The organism is Methylobacterium sp. D48H, assembly GCF_053345715.1.
Window position 1 is genome coordinate 617,002 of record NZ_JBKFAP010000001.1, and the last position, 16,939, is coordinate 633,940.

The following is a 16,939-nucleotide window of genomic DNA, read 5'->3' on the forward strand; positions in this document are numbered from 1 at the left end:
GCCTCAGCCCCACAGCTCGGCGCGCACGGCGGCCGGCCACGCGGCGAGATCGAGCCCGTGGTGGCGCAGGAGCGCCAGCGTGATCCGCTCCAGGCCGAAACCGACGCAGGCCGTGTGGGCGACCTCGCCGTCGGCCTGGCGCAGCTCCCAGGTGCTGCCGAAATGGTCCTGGTGATAGTTGAAGCTGAGGCAGGCCGTCGGCTTGTCGACGCTGTTGACCGGGACGTTCAGCTCGAATTTCAGTCCCTGCGCCCGCTGGTTGTTGGCGAGCATCCGGCCGGCGCGGCCGAAGAACGGGTCGTTGGCCGCGTCGATCGCGAGGGGGAGACCGAGGGCGCGGATCATGGCCGTGCCGCGCTCGAGCCAGGCTTCGCGGAAGGCCAGGACCTGCTCGGGGCTACCCATGCGCACGTATTCGCGCATCCGGAACAGCTGCATCCGGGTCGGCTCGAGCGAGGGCTCGCGCCGGAAGCAGTAGGATTGCAGGTCGAACAGGCGGCCCTCGGCCGGCAGCGCGCCCCGCGCGGCGGCGACCGGGTAGACCGGGTAGCAGGCCGCGGGCGTCAGCACGATGTCGGTGGCCTCCTGCTGCCCGGTCCAGTCGGTCCCGGCCTCGAGGCAGGCGAGGATCTCGGCGTGGCCGCGCGCGTCGCCGCAGAAGCTGTGTACGGTGCCGGCGAGGTTCGGGAAGCCCTTCAGGTAGCCGCTGCGCTCGAAGGCCGGGCGGCTCATGGCCGGCGGGAAGCGCAGCACCTCGGCCTCCTCAACGGCCCCGAGTCGCGTGATCATCCGGTCGAGGGCGTCGACGACGCTCTCGAAGCCGCCGCTGCGGCCGTAGAGGCCGTCGATGCCGGTCCGGACGAGCAGGCCGTGATCGAACAGGCGGTCGAGGAAGGTGGGACCGCCGGCCGGCTCGTCCTCGAGCAGCACGTCGACGGGGGCAGAGGAGATCGATTCCATCACGCACTCATGAGCTGGCCGCTGCCCTTCTGCACGAGCAGGAGCTTGGCGGTGTTGGCGAGGATGCGGTCGTTGCCGATCATCAGCGGCGCGGAGAGGACGTCGCGCAGCGGCCGCCCCAGGCTGAAGGGCGTGTCGTTGCGGTAGCCGGCGAGGCCGACGATCGCGAGCGCCCGCCGGACGATGTCGACCGCCATGTCGGAGACGGTGATCTTCAGGTTGTTGAGCATCACGCAGAAGCCGACCGAGCCGATCGTGTCGGCGTCCCCGTGTGCCTCCTCGAAGCGGCGCAGGGCCGACACGATGGTGCCGCGCATGGCCTGATGCGCGCTGGAGACCTCGGCGAGGCGCGTCGCGGTCGGCGGGACCTGCCCGGGCCGGCGCCGCGCCTCAGCCTGCACGAAGGCGCGGGCGCGGTCGACCGCGTAGGTCGCGATCCCGTACCAGACGCTGCTCCACAGCAGGTGCGAGGAGGCCAGCATCGACTGGGCGGCGATCTCCGCGAAAGGCTTCGGCAGGATCTGCTCGACCGGGACATTCCGCGCCTCCAGGCGGAAGCCGTCGCTGCAGGTCCCGCGCATCCCGAGCGTGTCCCAGTCGCCCGTTCGCGCGAGCGAGATCTGGTCGGCCATCAGCGCGACGAGGACCTGATCGGACGTCGCGGCGTCCGGATGGCGCCGGGCCGTGGCGAGGATCAGGTCGGCCTGTGCGCCGTAGGAGATCACCGACGCGTCCTTGCCGAGGGCGAAGACCTCGCCGGTCGTCTCCACGGCGCAGAGGCTGTTGCGCAGGTCGCCGCCGATGCCCGCCTCCGTGGTCGAGGAGGCGACCAGCAGCTGCTCGCGCGCGATGCGCTCCATCAGGCGCCCGTGCCACGGGCTGTCGAGGCCGTGGGTCACGAGGCTGGACACCTTGATGTGGTGCATCGCGAAGACCATCGCGGCCGCGCTGCAGGCCTGACCGAGCGTGCTGCACAGCTCGGCGATCTGCGTCAGCCCGGCGCCCTCGCCGCCGAACTGGCCGGGGATCTGGAGGCCGAGCAACTGCTCGGACCTCATCGCGGCCACGGCCTCCTCGGGAAAGCGGCCTTCGCGGTCGACGGCGTCGGCGTGGCGGGCCGCGACCGCCGCGGCCCGCTCGGCGCGCGCGGCGAGCGTGCTCATGCGGCTTCCTGCTGGATCAGGGTGGAGACGGCCTCGCGGATCGCGCGGATCGACGAGAACGACTTGCGGTTCAGGAGCTCGTCGGGGAACTCGATGCTGAAACGCTCCTCGAGGCCCAGCATCAGCTGGACGGAACCGAACGAGTCCAGCCCGAGATCGAACAGGCTGTCATCCTCGGAGAGCTGGTCGGCCTTCCCGGCGAAGGCTTCGTTCGCCCCGAGAATCTCACGGATGTCTTGAGCGATGTTCAAGGCGGAACTCCTTATTCCAGTTATCGCGACGCTATTGAACGGATCGGCTCGGCGTCAAATTATCTATTGATTAATAGTAAATAGCGGTCCGTAGAGGGCGGCATAGGGTTGCGCGCCGTGCAAACAGGAACCGGATGTGGCCGGCGGCCTACATTCGGCGACGCGACCTTTACGATCACTTTCCAGCTCTTGCTTTCGTGATCGTCCGTCCAGAGATTTCGCGGATTTAGCAACTCATGCGTGTAAATGCCCCGCCTGATCTTCAATTCGAGACGCGGGCCATTTAGGACGTTTCCGGACTCGTCGTGACGCGGCGGGGCCATCTCGGCCATAAGGGCGCGACGTCGCCCGTCCCGGGCGGGCCCAGCGATCAGCCGGCGCGCGATGATCTACAACCTCCAAATCCTGCGCGCCGTCGCCTCGTACCTCGTCTTCCTCACGCATTTCGGCCTCTACATCGGCCCCGTGCTGCCGAGGCCGGATCTGTTCGCCTTCGGCGCGAGCGGGGTCGACGTGTTCTTCGTGCTCTCCGGGTTCATCATGTTCGTGAGCACGAGCGGGCGCCGCGAGAGCCCGGGCGAGTTCCTGCTCCGCCGCGCGTCGCGCGTTGTCCCGGTCTACTGGCTCGTCACGCTCGCCCTGGCGCTCATCGCGCTGACGGGCCTGAAGCCCATCGGGATCGTGGAGATCCGGCCAGATTACGTCGTCCAGTCCCTGCTGTTCCTGCCGTTCTCCCGCGGCGGCTTCGTCGAGCCGCTCAACTCCGTGGGCTGGACACTCAATTACGAGATGTTCTTCTACGTGGTCTTCGCGGCGCTGCTCGTGGTGCCGAGACCCGCCTTCCGGGCGTTCGGTGCGGCCGCGATCTTCCTGGCGCTGATCCTGCTCGGATTGCTGCCCGCGTCGAATCTCTACTGGGCGTACTACACGAAGCCGATCCTGATCGAGTTCGCCGCCGGCATCGGGCTGGGATACGCCTACCTGCGGCTCCGGGCGCCGGCCGCGGGCTTCCCGGTCCGGCGCGTGGCGTGCGCGGCCGTCGCGGCCGCTCTTCTGCTCATCCTCGGCGGCCAGATCGTGACCGACGCGCTCGGCGTCAGCCCCGAGCTGTCCGGGTTCGCGCGCCCGCTGATCTGGGGGTCAGCGGCCGTCCTGATCGTCGGTGCGATGCTGCTGCTGGAGCGGGGCGGCATCGCCCTGAAGTCGCGCTGGCTGCTGTCGCAGGGCAATGCCAGCTATTCCTTCTACCTGGTCCACAACCTGCTGCTGCACAGCGCCGCCAAGATCGCGGCGCTCGTCGTCGCGCCCGGCTTCGCGCGCGCCGCCCTGATCTTCGCGATCGCGTTCCCGGCGGCGGTCGCCGCCGGCGAGTTGCTGTTCCGGTATGTCGAGACGCCGGTGATCGCGGCCCTGCGGCGCCGGCTCGACCGGCGGCCCTCGCCCGATCCCCTGCCCGTTCCGGCCGCTTCGTAGGCCGCGCAGCCGGGCCCCCGCCGCAGGTGTGCCCACCCGGCGCAGCGGGCACCCACGGGGAGTCATGCCGAAGATTGCAGGTCTCAGAACACCCTTCGCTTAACGTTAATTATTGGCAAAAATTAAGTTTACACGCCGCGTCTCGCGTCTAAACAGGCGCTATTTTCGACTGTTGCTGCGGCGGTGACCCCTTTTTTACAGATCACGCTGCTATTACCCTCTCGTGTGTGCCTTGGCCCGCTGTCACCGGCGGGACCGGCGGGACGGAATGCATGGTCCAGCGTCCGGCGCACCGACGAGGAAGCTGTGATGCGTGTCGCGATCGTTCACGACTGGTTGTACATCGTCGGTGGCGCCGAGCGTGTCCTCGAGCAGCTGCTGCGGATCTATCCGGACGCGGATGTTTTCGCGCTCTTCGACTTCCTGCCTGAAGCAGACCGGGCGCGGCTGGGCTACACCCAGGCGCATACGAGCTTCATCCAGCGCATGCCCTTCGCGCGGACGCGGCACCGCAACTACCTGCCGCTGATGCCGCTCGCGATCGAGCAGTTCGACCTGTCGGCCTACGATCTCGTCATCTCGAGCAGCTACGCGGTGGCGAAGGGCGTCCTAACCGGGCCCGACCAGCTCCACGTCTCCTACATCCACTCGCCCATGCGCTACGCCTGGGACATGCAGCACACCTACCTGCGGGAGAGCGGCTGCGACGCGGGCATGAAGAGCGTGCTCGCCCGGCTGATCCTGCACCGGATGCGCGTCTGGGATTTTCGCACGGCGGCCGGCCCCAACGCGATCGTGGCCAACTCGGCCTTCGTCGCCCGCCGCATCCACAAGGTCTACGGCCGCACCGCCGAGGTCATCCACCCGCCGATCACGCTGCCGAGCCAGCGGTATGACGGGGCGCGCGGCAACCACTTCCTCGTGGCCAGCCGGCTGGTGCCGTACAAGAACGTCGAGGCGGTGATCCGCGCGTTCGCGCTGCTCCCAGACCTCGAACTCGTGGTGGCGGGCACCGGGCCCGATGCCGCGCGGCTGCGCGAGATCGCGGGGCCGAACGTGTCGTTCTCCGGCTTCGTGCCCGACGCGGAGCTACGCCACCTCATGGCCACGGCCCGCGCCTTCATCTTCGCGGCCGAGGAGGATTTCGGGATCATCGTGGTCGAGGCCACGTCGGAGGGCACGCCGGTCCTCGCGCTGGGCCGCGGGGGCGCCCGCGAGACGGTCCAGACCCGCGGCCCGCAGCGCACCGGGATGTTCTTCGACACGCCCGAGCCCGTGGCCATCGCCGAGTGCGTCCAGCGCTTCCTGCTGCAGGAGAGCCACTTCACCCGCGAGGCCTGCTGGGCGCAGGCCGAGATGTTCTCGGCCGAGCTGTTCCGCAGCCGGTTCTCGACCTTCGTCGACGACCAGATGGCGATGCACCGGGCCGCCTGCGAGACGCGTCCGCGGATCCTGCCGCGCCTCGAAGCCGTCGGCTGAGGACGCGCCGCATGTCCTTCCTGACTGTCGATCTGGCCGACCGGACGCCGGTTCGCGCCCTCGCCCAGGAGCCGGCGCGCGGCGGGCCGCTGGCCGCGGCCCTCGCCCGGATCTGGCATCGCCGGTACCTGTTCGCGGCGGTGTTCGCCACCGTCCTCGGCCTCGCCGTGACCGCGCTGCTGATGATCCAGCGGCAATACGTGGCGAGCGGCTCGGTCATCGTGGCCGAGGCGGAACCGGGCGCCAACAACGCCTCGATGGCCTGGATCCAGAAGATCGGCGACCCGGCCGATATCGAGAGCCAGATCCTGGTGATCCGCTCGCCGCGGCTCCTGCGCCTCGCGATCGACGACAACCTCGTCGCCGCGGTGCTGGCCGAGTGCCGATACGCGGCCTCGGGCGGGCATCCCGACCGGATCAGCGAGAAGAAGGATGCCGCCTGCACGAAGCTCACGACCGACCGCAACGCGTTCGTCGAGTACCTGCAGCAGCGCTACACGGTCCTGAGCTCCGGCCGCTCGCGCATCATCACCATCGGCTACAAGTCGCCGCTGCCCGAGACGGCGCAGACGATGGCCAACGGCCTGATCAACGCCTTCCTGGACGACCAGCGCGAGGCACAGGCCTCGAGCCGCAAGGCGGCGGCCGACTGGCTGCACACCGAGATCAGCCAGCTGGACGCCTCGATTCGGGCCGACGAGACCCGCATCCAGACCTTCCGGCGCCGCAAGGGCCTGCTGAAGGGCTCGCTCGCCCCGATCAGCGCGGAGCGGCTCACCAGCATCAGCCAGCAGCTCGCCGCGGCCGAGACCGCCAAGGCGGACGCGGCCGCGCGGCTCTCCGAGATCGAGGCCAAGGGTGCCCGCGGCGCCGACAGCGCCCCGGCCGTCCTGGCAAGCCCGACCATCGTCTCGCTGAAGCAGCAGCTCAGCGGCGTCAGCGCGCAGCTCGCCAACCAGAGCACACTGCTGGGCGCGAACCACCCGGTGATCCGGGCGCTCGAGACCGAGCAGGCGAGCCTTCGCGCGCGGATCGAGCAGGAGATCGGCAACGTCGCCAAGGGTCTGCGCAAGTCCTACGAGGCTTCGAACGCCCTGGCCAAGTCGCTGCGCGCCCAGCTCGAGACGGCGAAGACCGACGCCGCCGCCGCCATGGACGACGAAGCGTCGATCGAGGGCATGGTGCGCAACGCCGAGATCAAGCGCACCCGCTACGCCGACTTGGTCAAGCGGGCGGGCGAGTTGGAGACCGAGCGGCGCATCCTCACCGGCAGCACGCGGCTCGTCAGCCTCGCCGAGCTGCCGCAGGAGCCGTTCTCGCCCAAGGCCGTGCCGTTCCTGGCGGGCGGCGTCGTGCTGGCGGGCGTGCTCGCGGCCGCCGCCGCGCTGCTGCGCGACTACACCGACCGGCGCGTGCGCACCTCGGCGCAGCTCATGGCCGGCACCGGCGCCCCGGTCTTCGCGCAGCTGCCGAGCCTGGAGCCCGCCGGACTTGTCGGCCGCTTCTCCGAGCGGCAGCGCGAGCTCGACCTCGCGGAGGCCCTGTCGCGGGCGCGGGTCGACCCGGTGATGCAGAACGTCCTGCGCAACCTGCACGCCCATCTCGTGCTGGCGGGCGCCGGCAAGTCCCGCGTCATCCTGGTGACTTCGGCGAAGCCGCGGGAGGGCAAGTCGTTCACGGCCTTCGCGCTGGCGGGCATCGGCGCAGCGAGCGGCCGCCGGGTGCTGGTGGTCGAGTGCGACCTGCGGCGGCCGAACTTCGAGGCCTCCCTCGGGCTCGGCCGCGGCCCCGGCCTCGGCGGCGTGCTCCGCGGCGAGATCGACCCGGCCGACGCGGTGATCCAGGCCGGACGCTTCGACGTCATCCCCGCGGGAACGCCGACGGCCGACTCGACCGAGCTCCTGATGGGCGACCGGATGGCCGACTTCCTCAAGTGGAGCCGCCGCTACGACCTCGTCCTCCTGGACACCCCGCCGACCAGCCTCCTGATGGATGCGGCGATGCTGGCCCGCCACGTCGACGGCGTGCTCTGCTGCGCCCGCTACGGCCGCTCGCAGCTCTCCGATACGGTCGAGACCGTGGCGAACCTGCGCCGCGCCGGCGGACACGTCCTCGGGATCGCCATGACGATGGTCCGCCCGGGCATCCAGTCGACCTACGACGTGATGCCGCTGCCCAATCCCCGCACGGCCGCGAGCGCGCGATGACCGAAGTGCTCCCCGCCGACGCGCTCGCGAAGCGCGGCCTCCTGGACCGGGCGCAGGCCGCGCGGTCGGTTGTCGCCGCGCGGCCGCGGGTCCTGTTCGTGAGCCATACCGGCACGATGTCGGGTGCCGAGCTGGTGCTCCGCGACGCCGTCCGGCCTTGGGCGGGCTCCAGCGCCTTCCTGTTCGAGGACGGCGCGCTGACCGCGGCCCTCCGCGACGCGGGTCTGGAGATCCGTCTCGCGCGCCGCCGGTCCGCCCTGGCAGGCCTCCGGCGGGATGTGTCCCCGCTTAGCGCGCTCCCGGTCCTGGGACAGCTCGGTTCCCTGGCGCTGGAGATCGCCCGATCGGCCCGGTCCTGCGACGTGGTCTACGCCAACTCGCAGAAGGCCTTCCTGCTCTCGTCTCTGGCCGCGCGCGCCGCCGGGCGCCCCCTGATCTGGCACCTCCACGACATCCTCGACGGGGCGCATTTCGGCCGGGCGCAGCGCATCCTGCAGATCCGGCTCGCCAATCTCTGCGCCGCCCGGGTGATCGTTCCCTCCGAGGCCGCCGCGCGGGCCTTCGTCCAGGCCGGCGGCCGCCGGTCGCTGATCCGCGTCGTGCCGAACGGCCTCGACGTCGATCCGGCACCCTGCTCCGCCGCCGTTCTGCGCGCGGAACTCGGCCTGCCGGACGGCCCCCTCGTCGGCGTCTTCAGCCGCCTCGCGCCGTGGAAGGGGCAGGACGTTCTGATCGAGGCGCTGGCGACCCTGTCCGGCCTCCGCTGCGTCGTGGTCGGGGCGCCGCTCTTCGGCGAGGATGCCTACGCGGCGCACCTGCGCGACCTCGCGGCGCGGCGCGGCCTCTCGGACCGGGTGCTGTTCCTCGGACAGCGCGACGACGTCCCCCGGCTGATGCAGGCGGTCGACGCGGTCGTGCACCCCTCGGTCGATCCCGAACCGTTCGGTCGCACTCTGGTCGAGGCAATGCTGGTCGGCGTGCCGGTGATCGCCACCGACGCCGGCGCCTCCGCCGAGATCCTCGACGGCGGCGCGGCCGGGACGCTGGTGCCGCCGCGTCGGCCGGATCGCCTCGCGGCGGCCCTCTCGGCGCTGTTCGCCGATCCCGAAGCCTTCGGCGCACGCACAGAGCGCGCGCGCGAGCGGGCGCTGTCCCGCTACGGCGCGGAGCGCATGCAGCGCGATCTCGCCGCCATCATCCTCCAGGTCGCCGGCCGGGCCTGACGGGCCGGCGATCCCCCTTCCCGTTCGGAGCCGTCAGACCCGCCATGCCGCGCGTCCTCGTCAACATGCCGAGCCAGCATCCCGGTCGGCCGTCGGGCGTCGCGCTCGTCGCCTTCCGGGTGATCGCCGGCCTGGTCGCGCGCGGCACCTTCGCGGTGGTGCTCCGATCCCCGTGGCGCCGCGACCAGCTGCCGGCGTCGATCCGCGACCGCGTCGAGGTCGTGACGGTGCCGCGGCCGCGGATCATGCTGCTCGACGTCCTGCGCCAGTGCCTCGCCGTCCCGCGGCTGTGCCGCGCCCGCGCCGTCGACGTGGTGCTGAACATCGACCCGTACGGGGCGGCCTTCGGCGGCCGCGCCCGCGTCAGCGTGGTGCACGACCTCTATTTCCGCACCCTGCCCGAGCGCATCCGCTCCCGCGAGGCCTTGACCACCGACCCGATCTTCCGCCTGGTCCTCGGCAACAGCGCCCGGGTAATCGCCGTCTCGGAGGCGACACGGCGCGATCTGGAGTACCATTACCCGCGGCTCCGCGGCCGGACGCAGACCGTGCCGTCCGCGGCCATGCTCGACCCCTCGGCGGGCGGATCCGCCGCCGGTGTCCCAGCGGCGCCCTACGTGCTGGCCGTCGGCAACGCCCTCTACAACAAGAACTTCGCGACCCTTGCGCGCGCCGTGGTCGCGCTCGGGAGGCCGGGGATCGGGATCGTCCACGTCGGCGAGGATTCCGCCGAGGCCGTCGCCGCCGCACTCGGCAACGCGCTGGTCCCCCTGACCCGCCTGTCGGGCATCGGCGACGACAGGCTGGCGGCCCTCTATCGCGGCGCGCTGTGCTTGTGCGTCCCGTCCTTCGCCGAGGGATTCTGCCTGCCCGTTCTGGAGGCGCAGGCCCTCGACTGTCCGGTGATCTGCTCGGACCGCTCCGCGACGCCCGAGATCGCGGGAGCCGGCGCCCTCACCTTCGATCCCGCCGACGCGGCGGCGCTGACCGAGTGCCTGCGCCGCCTGCTCGACGAGCCCAATCTCAGGGACGCGCTGATCGCCCGCGGCCGCGACAATGTCCGGCGCTACGACTGGGCCGAGACCGCCCGCCGCTACGAGACGCTGCTGCTCGACGCGCTGCAAGACGGCGCGGCGGCGCGGTCCGCCCGGGAGGTGCCGCATGCGCATCCTGCACCTTAGCTCCCTCTACGCACCCGAGCAGGTCGGTGGCGCCGAACTGATGGTCGAGACGCTCGCCCGGACCCAGGCGCATCTCGGCCACAGCGTCGCCGTTGCCTGCGCGGCGCGGACCGAAGGCGGACCGGTCCTGCAGGACGGCGTCACGGTTTACCGGACCGGCTACGGGACGCCGTTCCACATCCTCGACTGGCCGCAGCGCGGGCGGGTCGAGCGCCTCCGCTACAAGGTCGCGGCGCAGTGGAACCGCCACGCCGTCGACCGGATGGCGCGGGCGGTCCGGGACTTCGCCCCCGACCTCGTGAACACGCATTCCATCTCCGAGCTACCGCCGGCGCTCTGGCCGATGCTCCGGCGGCTCCGGGTGCCGGTCGTGCACACGCTGCACGACTTCACCAGCCTCTGCACCAACGGCGCGATGGTGCGCCACGGGCGTCCCTGCGCCCGGCAGCATCTCAAGTGCCGCCTCTACGCCGCGCCGCACCGGCGCTGCCAGCGCGCCGTGACGGCCGTCGCCGCCGTGGGCTCGGACATCCTCGACCGCCACCTCGCGGCCGGCCTCTTCACCCACGTGCCGCCGGCGCTGCGCCGGGTGATCTGGAACCCGATCCCGCCCGGCTCGCCGGTGACGCGGGCGAAGCGGGCGCCCGGCGCGCCGGTCCGGTTCGGCTATCTGGGCCGGATCGAGGGTGCGAAGGGCCTCGACATCCTCCTCGAGGCCTGCCGGCGCCTGCCGGAGGCGGGCTGGCGCCTCGCCGTCGCGGGTCGCGCCGTGGACGGACTGGACCGCTTTCGAGCCCTGGCCGAGGGCCTGCCCGTGACCTTCCCGGGCTACGCCGAGCGCGACGCCTTCCTGGACGATCTCGACTGCCTCGTGGTCCCGCCGATCTGGCCCGAGCCCTTCGGCCGGACGGTGGCGGAGGCCTACGGGCGCGGCGTCCCGGTGATCGGCACCGCGACCGGCGGCATCGGCGAGCAGGTCGGGTCCGGCCCCTGGCTGGTCCCGCCCGGCGACGCGCCGGCGCTCGCCGCCGCGATGGCCCGGATCATCGCGGAGCCGGCCCGTCTCGCCGAGGGGCTCGCCAGCGCCGCACGCATCCGCGTTGGCACCGATCCGGTCGCTGTGGCGACCGCCTATCTCGATCTCTACGCCGCGACCCGCGACGCGGCCTCCATCGAACCGCTTCCCGAGCCTTCCGCCCGCGCGGAGCGCCCGCACCTCAGCGAGTGCCGTTCATGATGACCCCCACCCTGTCGTCGAGCTTCGCCCGGGTCCTCTCGGAGGAACCCCGCGCCCAGGACCGGGACCGCCCGAGGGATCAGGCGGCCGCACGCGCGGTGACCGGCCCCCTGCGGATCCTGCATCTCAGCGCCCTCTACCCGCCCTACATCGTGGGCGGCGCCGAGCGCTCGGTGGAGCACCTCGCCGAGGAACTCGTCGCGGCCGGCCACACGGTGGCGGCGGCCTGCATCGCCCGGGAGCCCGAGCCCAAGAGCGTGCGCGGCGGCGTCACTGTCTACCGCATGGCCCACCACAACGATTTCTGGCTCGAGGACTGGCCCCAGGCGAGCCGCTTCGGCCGCGCCTGGGCGAAGCTCAAGCAGCAGTGGAATTTCGCCGTCGCGGCCGAGTTCGGCCGCGTCCTCGACGATTTCCGGCCCGACATCGTGAACACGCACTCGCTGCTCGACGTCTCGACTCTCGTCTGGCGCGAGGCGGCCAAGCGCGGGATCCCGATCGTCCACACGGTCTGCGAGTACGACCTGATCTGCGGCAACGCCGCGATGTTCAGGGACGGCAAGCCGTGCGACCGCTGGCATCTGGGCTGCAAGGTGGTCAACGCCGCCAAGCAGATCACGAACCGGTCGGTCGGCGCCGTCGTCAGCGTCGGGACCGAGATCCTCAAGACCCATGTCGACCACGGGTTGTTCGCGCATCTCGCGCCCGAGCGGCGCCGGGTGATCTTCTATTCCTGCACCGTCCCAGAGGGCGACCCGGAGGCCAGGCGCCGGATCGACCGGACCGGCCAGCCGATGACCTTCGGCTATCTCGGCCGGATCAACACCGAGAAGGGGGTCGGCACGATGATCGACGCCTTCCGGCGGATCGGTCCCGGCGATTGGCGCTGCCTCGTCGCCGGCCACGCGATGGACGACTCGATCGAGCGGTTCAAGGCGCAGGCCGAGGGCCTGCCCATCGACTTCGTCGGCTGGGCGGAACCCGCCGAGTTCCTCAGCGCGATCGACGTGCTCATCGTCCCGTCGTTCTGGGCCGAGCCGTCGCCGCGGACGATCTACGAGGCCTACACGATGGGCGTTCCGGTGATCGGGGCGGGCTCGGGCGGCATCCCCGAGCTGATCGGCGAGGACAACGCCGACTGGCTGTTCACGCCGGGCGACGACGCCGACCTCGCCGCACGGCTGCGGACCGTGATCGCCCGCGGCCGCGGTGACCTGCCGGACGAGCGCGCCTTCCAGCACGTCATCCGCGAATCGACCTCGGAGCGCGTCGCCGAGAAGTACCTCGATCTCTACGCCGAACTCGTTGCCGAGCGTCGGGCGAGCCGCCCGTGAGCGCCGCCGCGCCGGTCCTGTCGGAGGCGGCCGCCGCCGAGGAGGAGCCGGGGCTCGCCTCCGGCGCCGCGGTGACGCGGCGCTCGTTCGACGCCGCGCGCTGGGTGGCGGTGGCCTCGGTCGGCAACGTGGTCCTCAGCTTCGGGGTGTTCCTCGTGCTCGCCCGCCTCATCGGGCCCGCCGAGTTCGGGATGGTGGCGATCGCCGCGGTCTTCATCGACATCCTGCAGATCGTCGCCCGCTGCGGCCTGCCCGACGCGGTGGTCCAGCGCGCCGACCTCGACGAAGACTTCGCCGCCACCGCCTTCTGGGTGATGCTCGCCGCGGGTGTCCTGTGCGCCGTGGGCCTCGTGGCCCTGGCCGGCCCGATCGCCTGGATCTTCGACCTGCCGGCGCTGCGGCCGGTCCTGTGCGCGCTCTCCGCCTGTTTCGTCATCACCGCCGCGGGCGCGATCCACGAAGCGCGGCTCCAGCGGAGCTTCGGCTTCCGCAAGCTCGCCCTGCGGGCGCTCGGCGCCAACGTGCTCGGCGGCGCCGCGGCCCTCGTGCTGGCCCTCGACGGCTACGGCGTCTGGAGCCTGGTGGTGCAGCGGCTCGTCGCCGCGACCGCGACCACGCTCCTGACCTGGGCGGCGGCCCGCTGGATTCCGCCGCTGCGGCTGCACCTCGCCTCCGTGCGCGAGCAGATCGCGTTCGGCTCGCGGCTGTTCTGCACCTATCTGCTGCTCGTCGCCTCGATCCGGAGCCAGGAGGTCATCGCGGCCTACTTCCTGTCCGCCACCGATGTCGGCTACCTGCGCCTCGCGTGGCGCTGCATCGACCTCGTGAGCCAGGTCGCGGTCATCCCGCTGACCACGGTCGGGCTGACCACCTACGCGCGGCTCCAGGACCGGCCGGGCGAGCTGGCCGCGGCCTTCCACGGCTTCACCCAGGCCTCGGCCTTCCTGGCCGTGCCGGCCTTCTTCGGCATGGCGGCCGTCGCCCCGACCCTCATCCCGTTCCTGTTCGGCGACCAGTGGCACGACGCGGCGCCGGTGCTGCGGACGCTCGCGCTCCTCGCCCCGGAATTCGTCGCCACCTCGATGCTGTGGATGATCTTCACGGCCCTGGGCCGCAACGGCACGGCCCTGCGGCTCGCCGGCGCGCAGTTCGGCCTCGGCGCCGCGGCGGCCCTCGTCACCGCGCCCTTCGGCCTCGCCGCCCTGGTCGCCGGGCACGTGGCGCGGGCCTACCTGTTCACGCCCGCGATCGTCGCCAGCGCCGGGCGCGTCGTCCCGGTCACGAACGGGCGGCTCGTGCGGCTCCTCGCGCCGATCACGCTCTGCGCCGGCGCGATGGCCGGGCTGGTGCTGGTCGTCCAGGGGCCGATCCACGCCAACCTCGGGGACCGGGTCGGCCTGTTCGCGGCGGTCGGACTCGGGATCGCGGCCTATCTGGGCCTCGCCTGGATCTTCATGCGCGGCACGCTCCGCACGGCCGTCGGCCTGTTCCTGAGACGCTCCGCCTGATCTGCACCCTCCGCCAACCTTTGTGGGCGACACTGCCCGCTAGAGGCCGCGGCCGGCGGAGGGTTCATCGGCGGCCGATACGCGGGGACGGTGCAGGGTGATGGCGGGACAGGCGTTGCCGATCGAGACGCGCGCGCCGGCCGCGTCCCTCCTCACGGACCGCGTCGCCGTGTTCCTGCTCGGCGCCGCCCTGAACTTCAACGTCCTGACCTCGACCTTCGGGCTGCCGTTCCAGCGATTGTCCGACCTGCTGCCGTTCCTGCTCATCCCCTGGTTGGGCCTGCGCCGCGCCGTCGTGGCGGAGGCACTGCGGCAGGCCGCGCCCCTCGCCGGCATCCTGGCGCTGATCGCGGCCTCGCTGGTGCTGAAGGCGCACAAGCAGGCGGGCGACGTCTACCTGACCCTCGTCCTGCTGCTCTACGTGGTCCAGGCGTTCATCCTGCTGGTGATGTTCCGCGACCGGCGCGTCGAGGAAGCGTTCTGCGTCGGCCTGCTCGCCGGGATGCTCGCCTCCCTCGCGGTCCTGCTGCTCGCCGCCTCCGGCATGCCGCTCGACCGGTTCGGACTCGCCGTTCCCACGGACGGGCTCGACGAGGAGCTGAAGCTGTTCGTGCAGGAAAAGCAGGGCGGCCTCTGGGCCTCCGGTAACGAGACCGGCCACGTCTTCGCCCTGGCGGGGGCCGCGGCCCTGCTACTCAGCCTGCGCTATCGCCTGAAGATCGTCTATCTCGCCTACTTCGCGGGCCTCCTGGCGAGCTTCCCGTTCACCAACAACCGCGCCGGCCTGTTCATGCCGGTCCTGTTCCTGGGCCTGCTGATGCGGCGGAACCTCAAGGCGCCCGCGGTGCTGGCCGCGCTCGGCGTCCTGGGCGTCCTGCTCGTGGCCTGGGCGGTGACGGGGGAGATCCCGCTGCCGGGGACGCTGTCCCAGGCGATCGAGCGGCGCTTCGCCGAGGACCACAACGTCACGGGCAATTTCGACGAGCGGTTCCTGTCCGGCGTGACCGCGCTCCAGCTGGTCCTCGAGTACCCGTTCGGCGTCGGCGAGGTCGCCCGCCGGGAGGAGCTGCAGGCCCTGACCGGGCTCGTGACACCACACAACGGCTTCGTGTCGCTGGCACTCCAGAGCGGCATCGCCGCGGCGCTGCTGCTCGTCGCCGGCCTCGGGCGGATCCTGCTGGCGCCCGCCGCCTTCGGGCCGTTCCTGACCTACAGCGCGGTGTTCCTGATCCCGTCGCTCATGTTCGAGGAACTGTCGGTCAACCAGTACTTCCTCTTCTTCATGGGCTTCGTCCTGGCATCCCTCGCGCTGCCGCCGGACCGCGCCCAATCGGCCCCGGATTAGGGACCGCGCCGCCACGGATCGCGGCGCGGCCCGCGGGCTCAGCGCATGACGAAGGGGTTCTCCGGCGCGTCGCGGCTCGTGGAGATCCACACGCTCTTGGTCTCCAGGTACTCGCGGATCGACTCGATGCCGCTCTCGCGGCCGATGCCCGAGCGCTTCATGCCGCCGAAGGGCATCATGTAGCTCACCGCCCGGTAGGTGTTCACCCAGACGGTGCCGGCTCGCAGCCCCTTCGACATCCGCATCGCGCGGCCGATATCCTGGGTCCAGACGCCGGCCGCGAGCCCGTAGATCACGTCGTTGCCGACTCTCAGCGCCTCGGCCTCGTCCTCGAATCCGATGATCGACAGCACCGGGCCGAACACCTCCTCCTGGGCGATGCGCATGTCGTTGGTGACGCCCGTGAAGATGGTCGGCTCGACGAACTGGCCGCCGAGCACGCCGGGACCGTAGGCGGGGTTGCCGCCGAAGACGCAGCGCGCGCCCTCGCTCTTGGCGAGCGCGATGTAGTCGAGAACCTTCGTGTACTGGGGCGGCGTCGTGATCGGCCCGATATTGGTGTCGGCCTGCATCGGGTCGCCGAGCTTGGCGGTACGGGCGAGTTCGACGAGCCGCTCGGTGAATTCCTGGCGGATGCTGTTCTGGACCAGCAGGCGCGAGCCGGCGATGCAGGTCTGCCCGGTGGCCGCGAAGATGCCCGAGATCGCCCCCGCGGCAGCGGACTTCAGGTCGGCGTCGGCGAAGACGATGTTGGGCGACTTCCCGCCGAGCTCCAGGGAGACGCGCTTGATCTGCCGCGCGGCGGCCTCGTAGACCTTCGCTCCGGTGACGTCGGAGCCCGTGAAGGTGATCTTGGCGACGTCGGGATGCTCGACGATGGCGGTGCCGGCCTCGCCGCCGTAGCCGGTGACGACGTTGAACATGCCGTCGGGCAGCCCTGCCTCCTTGGTCAGGCGGGCGAATTCCAGCGTGCTCGCGGAGGCGAACTCGGACGGCTTCACCACGACCGCGCAGCCCGCCGCGAGCGCGGGCGCGCATTTCCAGGCGACGAACAGGAGCGGCGAGTTCCACGCCGTCAGCGCCCCGACCACGCCTACGGGCTCGTGCCGAGTGAACGCGAAGGTCTCGGGCTTGTCGATCGGCACCTGCGCGCCCTCGACCTTGTCGGCGAGCCCCGCGTAGTACCACCACCATTCCGGCTGGTAGCGGGTCTGGCCGTACATCTCGGCGAAGAGCTTGCCGTTGTCGCGGACCTCGATCTCGGCCAGCGCCTTGGCCTCGCGCTCGACGAGATCGCCGATCCGGCGCAGGACCTTGCCGCGGGCCGAGGCCGTCATGATCGCCCAGGGTCCGTCCCACATGGCGCGCTTGGCCGCGGCTACCGCCCGGTCGACGTCGGCGCGCCCAGCGCGCGGGATCCGCGCCCAGGGCTCGCCGCGATAGGGGTCGATGGACTCGAATCACGAGCCCTCGACCGGATCGACGGACTGGCCGTCGATGTAGAGCTGGTAGGTCTTCACGGCGCGCCTCTCCGTCCGGGGATGCGCGCCATATGGATCCGGAGCCCGCTCGCGGCGA

12 protein-coding genes and 1 pseudogene are annotated in these 16,939 nt (G+C 71.4%); 9 read left to right on the top strand and 4 right to left on the bottom strand.

Annotated elements, in window-relative coordinates:
• Window positions 1–3: 3 nt before the first annotated feature.
• Genes ACLBX8_RS03030 through ACLBX8_RS03040 form a run of 3 tightly spaced genes read right to left on the bottom strand, consistent with a single transcriptional unit; the run spans window position 4 to window position 2,368 of the window.
• On the bottom strand, window positions 4–960 hold the full coding sequence (locus ACLBX8_RS03030; RefSeq protein ID WP_447697873.1) for an amino acid--[acyl-carrier-protein] ligase: 957 nt from the start codon (window positions 958–960) through the stop codon (window positions 4–6).
• The gene (locus tag ACLBX8_RS03035) at window positions 960–2,123 is read right to left on the bottom strand and encodes an acyl-CoA dehydrogenase family protein (protein ID WP_447697874.1); all 1,164 of its coding nucleotides are present in this window, start codon (window positions 2,121–2,123) and stop codon (window positions 960–962) included. Before ACLBX8_RS03035 ends, ACLBX8_RS03030 begins: the two co-directional genes overlap by 1 nt.
• Entirely contained in the window at window positions 2,120–2,368 is a 249-nt protein-coding gene (locus ACLBX8_RS03040) for an acyl carrier protein (RefSeq protein ID WP_170855117.1), read from the bottom strand. Before ACLBX8_RS03040 ends, ACLBX8_RS03035 begins: the two co-directional genes overlap by 4 nt.
• A 390-nt stretch (window positions 2,369–2,758) precedes the next feature.
• Between ACLBX8_RS03040 and ACLBX8_RS03045 the strand changes: the two genes are divergently transcribed.
• The 9 genes from ACLBX8_RS03045 (at window position 2,759) to ACLBX8_RS03085 (ending at window position 15,361) form a co-directional block, all read left to right on the top strand.
• Window positions 2,759–3,847, top strand: a complete 1,089-nt coding sequence (locus tag ACLBX8_RS03045; protein WP_447697875.1) for an acyltransferase family protein — start codon at window positions 2,759–2,761, stop codon at window positions 3,845–3,847.
• 309 nt (window positions 3,848–4,156) lie between these two features.
• Complete coding sequence (locus ACLBX8_RS03050) at window positions 4,157–5,326, top strand: glycosyltransferase (RefSeq protein WP_100250971.1); 1,170 nt, start codon at window positions 4,157–4,159, stop codon at window positions 5,324–5,326.
• Between the two features lie 11 nt (window positions 5,327–5,337).
• A complete protein-coding gene (locus ACLBX8_RS03055; RefSeq protein ID WP_447697876.1) occupies window positions 5,338–7,533 on the top strand; it encodes a GumC family protein in 2,196 nt (731 codons plus the stop codon).
• Window positions 7,530–8,756, top strand: coding sequence for a glycosyltransferase (locus ACLBX8_RS03060; protein WP_447697877.1), 1,227 nt, complete (start codon window positions 7,530–7,532; stop codon window positions 8,754–8,756). Before ACLBX8_RS03055 ends, ACLBX8_RS03060 begins: the two co-directional genes overlap by 4 nt.
• Before the next feature lie 44 nt (window positions 8,757–8,800).
• The gene (locus tag ACLBX8_RS03065; RefSeq protein WP_447697878.1) at window positions 8,801–9,937 is read left to right on the top strand and encodes a glycosyltransferase family 4 protein; all 1,137 of its coding nucleotides are present in this window, start codon (window positions 8,801–8,803) and stop codon (window positions 9,935–9,937) included.
• Window positions 9,918–11,174 carry a glycosyltransferase family 4 protein gene (locus ACLBX8_RS03070; protein ID WP_447714608.1) on the top strand — a complete coding sequence of 419 codons (1,257 nt, stop codon included), beginning with the start codon at window positions 9,918–9,920 and terminating at the stop codon, window positions 11,172–11,174. The genes ACLBX8_RS03065 and ACLBX8_RS03070 overlap by 20 nt, the downstream gene beginning before the upstream one ends.
• Before the next feature lie 110 nt (window positions 11,175–11,284).
• The gene (locus tag ACLBX8_RS03075) at window positions 11,285–12,508 is read left to right on the top strand and encodes a glycosyltransferase family 4 protein (RefSeq protein ID WP_447698139.1); all 1,224 of its coding nucleotides are present in this window, start codon (window positions 11,285–11,287) and stop codon (window positions 12,506–12,508) included.
• Complete coding sequence (locus tag ACLBX8_RS03080; protein WP_447697880.1) at window positions 12,505–14,016, top strand: lipopolysaccharide biosynthesis protein; 1,512 nt, start codon at window positions 12,505–12,507, stop codon at window positions 14,014–14,016. The genes ACLBX8_RS03075 and ACLBX8_RS03080 overlap by 4 nt, the downstream gene beginning before the upstream one ends.
• 115 nt (window positions 14,017–14,131) lie before the next feature.
• Entirely contained in the window at window positions 14,132–15,361 is a 1,230-nt protein-coding gene (locus ACLBX8_RS03085; protein WP_447714609.1) for an O-antigen ligase family protein, read from the top strand.
• Between the two features lie 38 nt (window positions 15,362–15,399).
• Here the strand turns inward: ACLBX8_RS03085 and ACLBX8_RS03090 are convergent.
• Window positions 15,400–16,881: pseudogene (locus ACLBX8_RS03090) on the bottom strand (aldehyde dehydrogenase).
• Between the last annotated feature and the right edge of the window lie 58 nt (window positions 16,882–16,939).

Bases quoted from the DNA above. Each gene is read 5' to 3' on its own strand.
- ACLBX8_RS03045 (WP_447697875.1), top strand. From the start codon at position 2,759: ATGATCTACAACCTCCAAATCCTGCGCGCCGTCGCCTCGTACCTCGTC.
- ACLBX8_RS03060 (WP_447697877.1), top strand. From the start codon at position 7,530: ATGACCGAAGTGCTCCCCGCCGACGCGCTCGCGAAGCGCGGCCTCCTG.
- ACLBX8_RS03070 (WP_447714608.1), top strand. From the start codon at position 9,918: ATGCGCATCCTGCACCTTAGCTCCCTCTACGCACCCGAGCAGGTCGGT.
- ACLBX8_RS03055 (WP_447697876.1), top strand. From the start codon at position 5,338: ATGTCCTTCCTGACTGTCGATCTGGCCGACCGGACGCCGGTTCGCGCC.
- ACLBX8_RS03065 (WP_447697878.1), top strand. From the start codon at position 8,801: ATGCCGCGCGTCCTCGTCAACATGCCGAGCCAGCATCCCGGTCGGCCG.
- ACLBX8_RS03050 (WP_100250971.1), top strand. From the start codon at position 4,157: ATGCGTGTCGCGATCGTTCACGACTGGTTGTACATCGTCGGTGGCGCC.
- ACLBX8_RS03030 (WP_447697873.1), bottom strand. From the start codon at position 960: ATGGAATCGATCTCCTCTGCCCCCGTCGACGTGCTGCTCGAGGACGAG.
- ACLBX8_RS03035 (WP_447697874.1), bottom strand. From the start codon at position 2,123: ATGAGCACGCTCGCCGCGCGCGCCGAGCGGGCCGCGGCGGTCGCGGCC.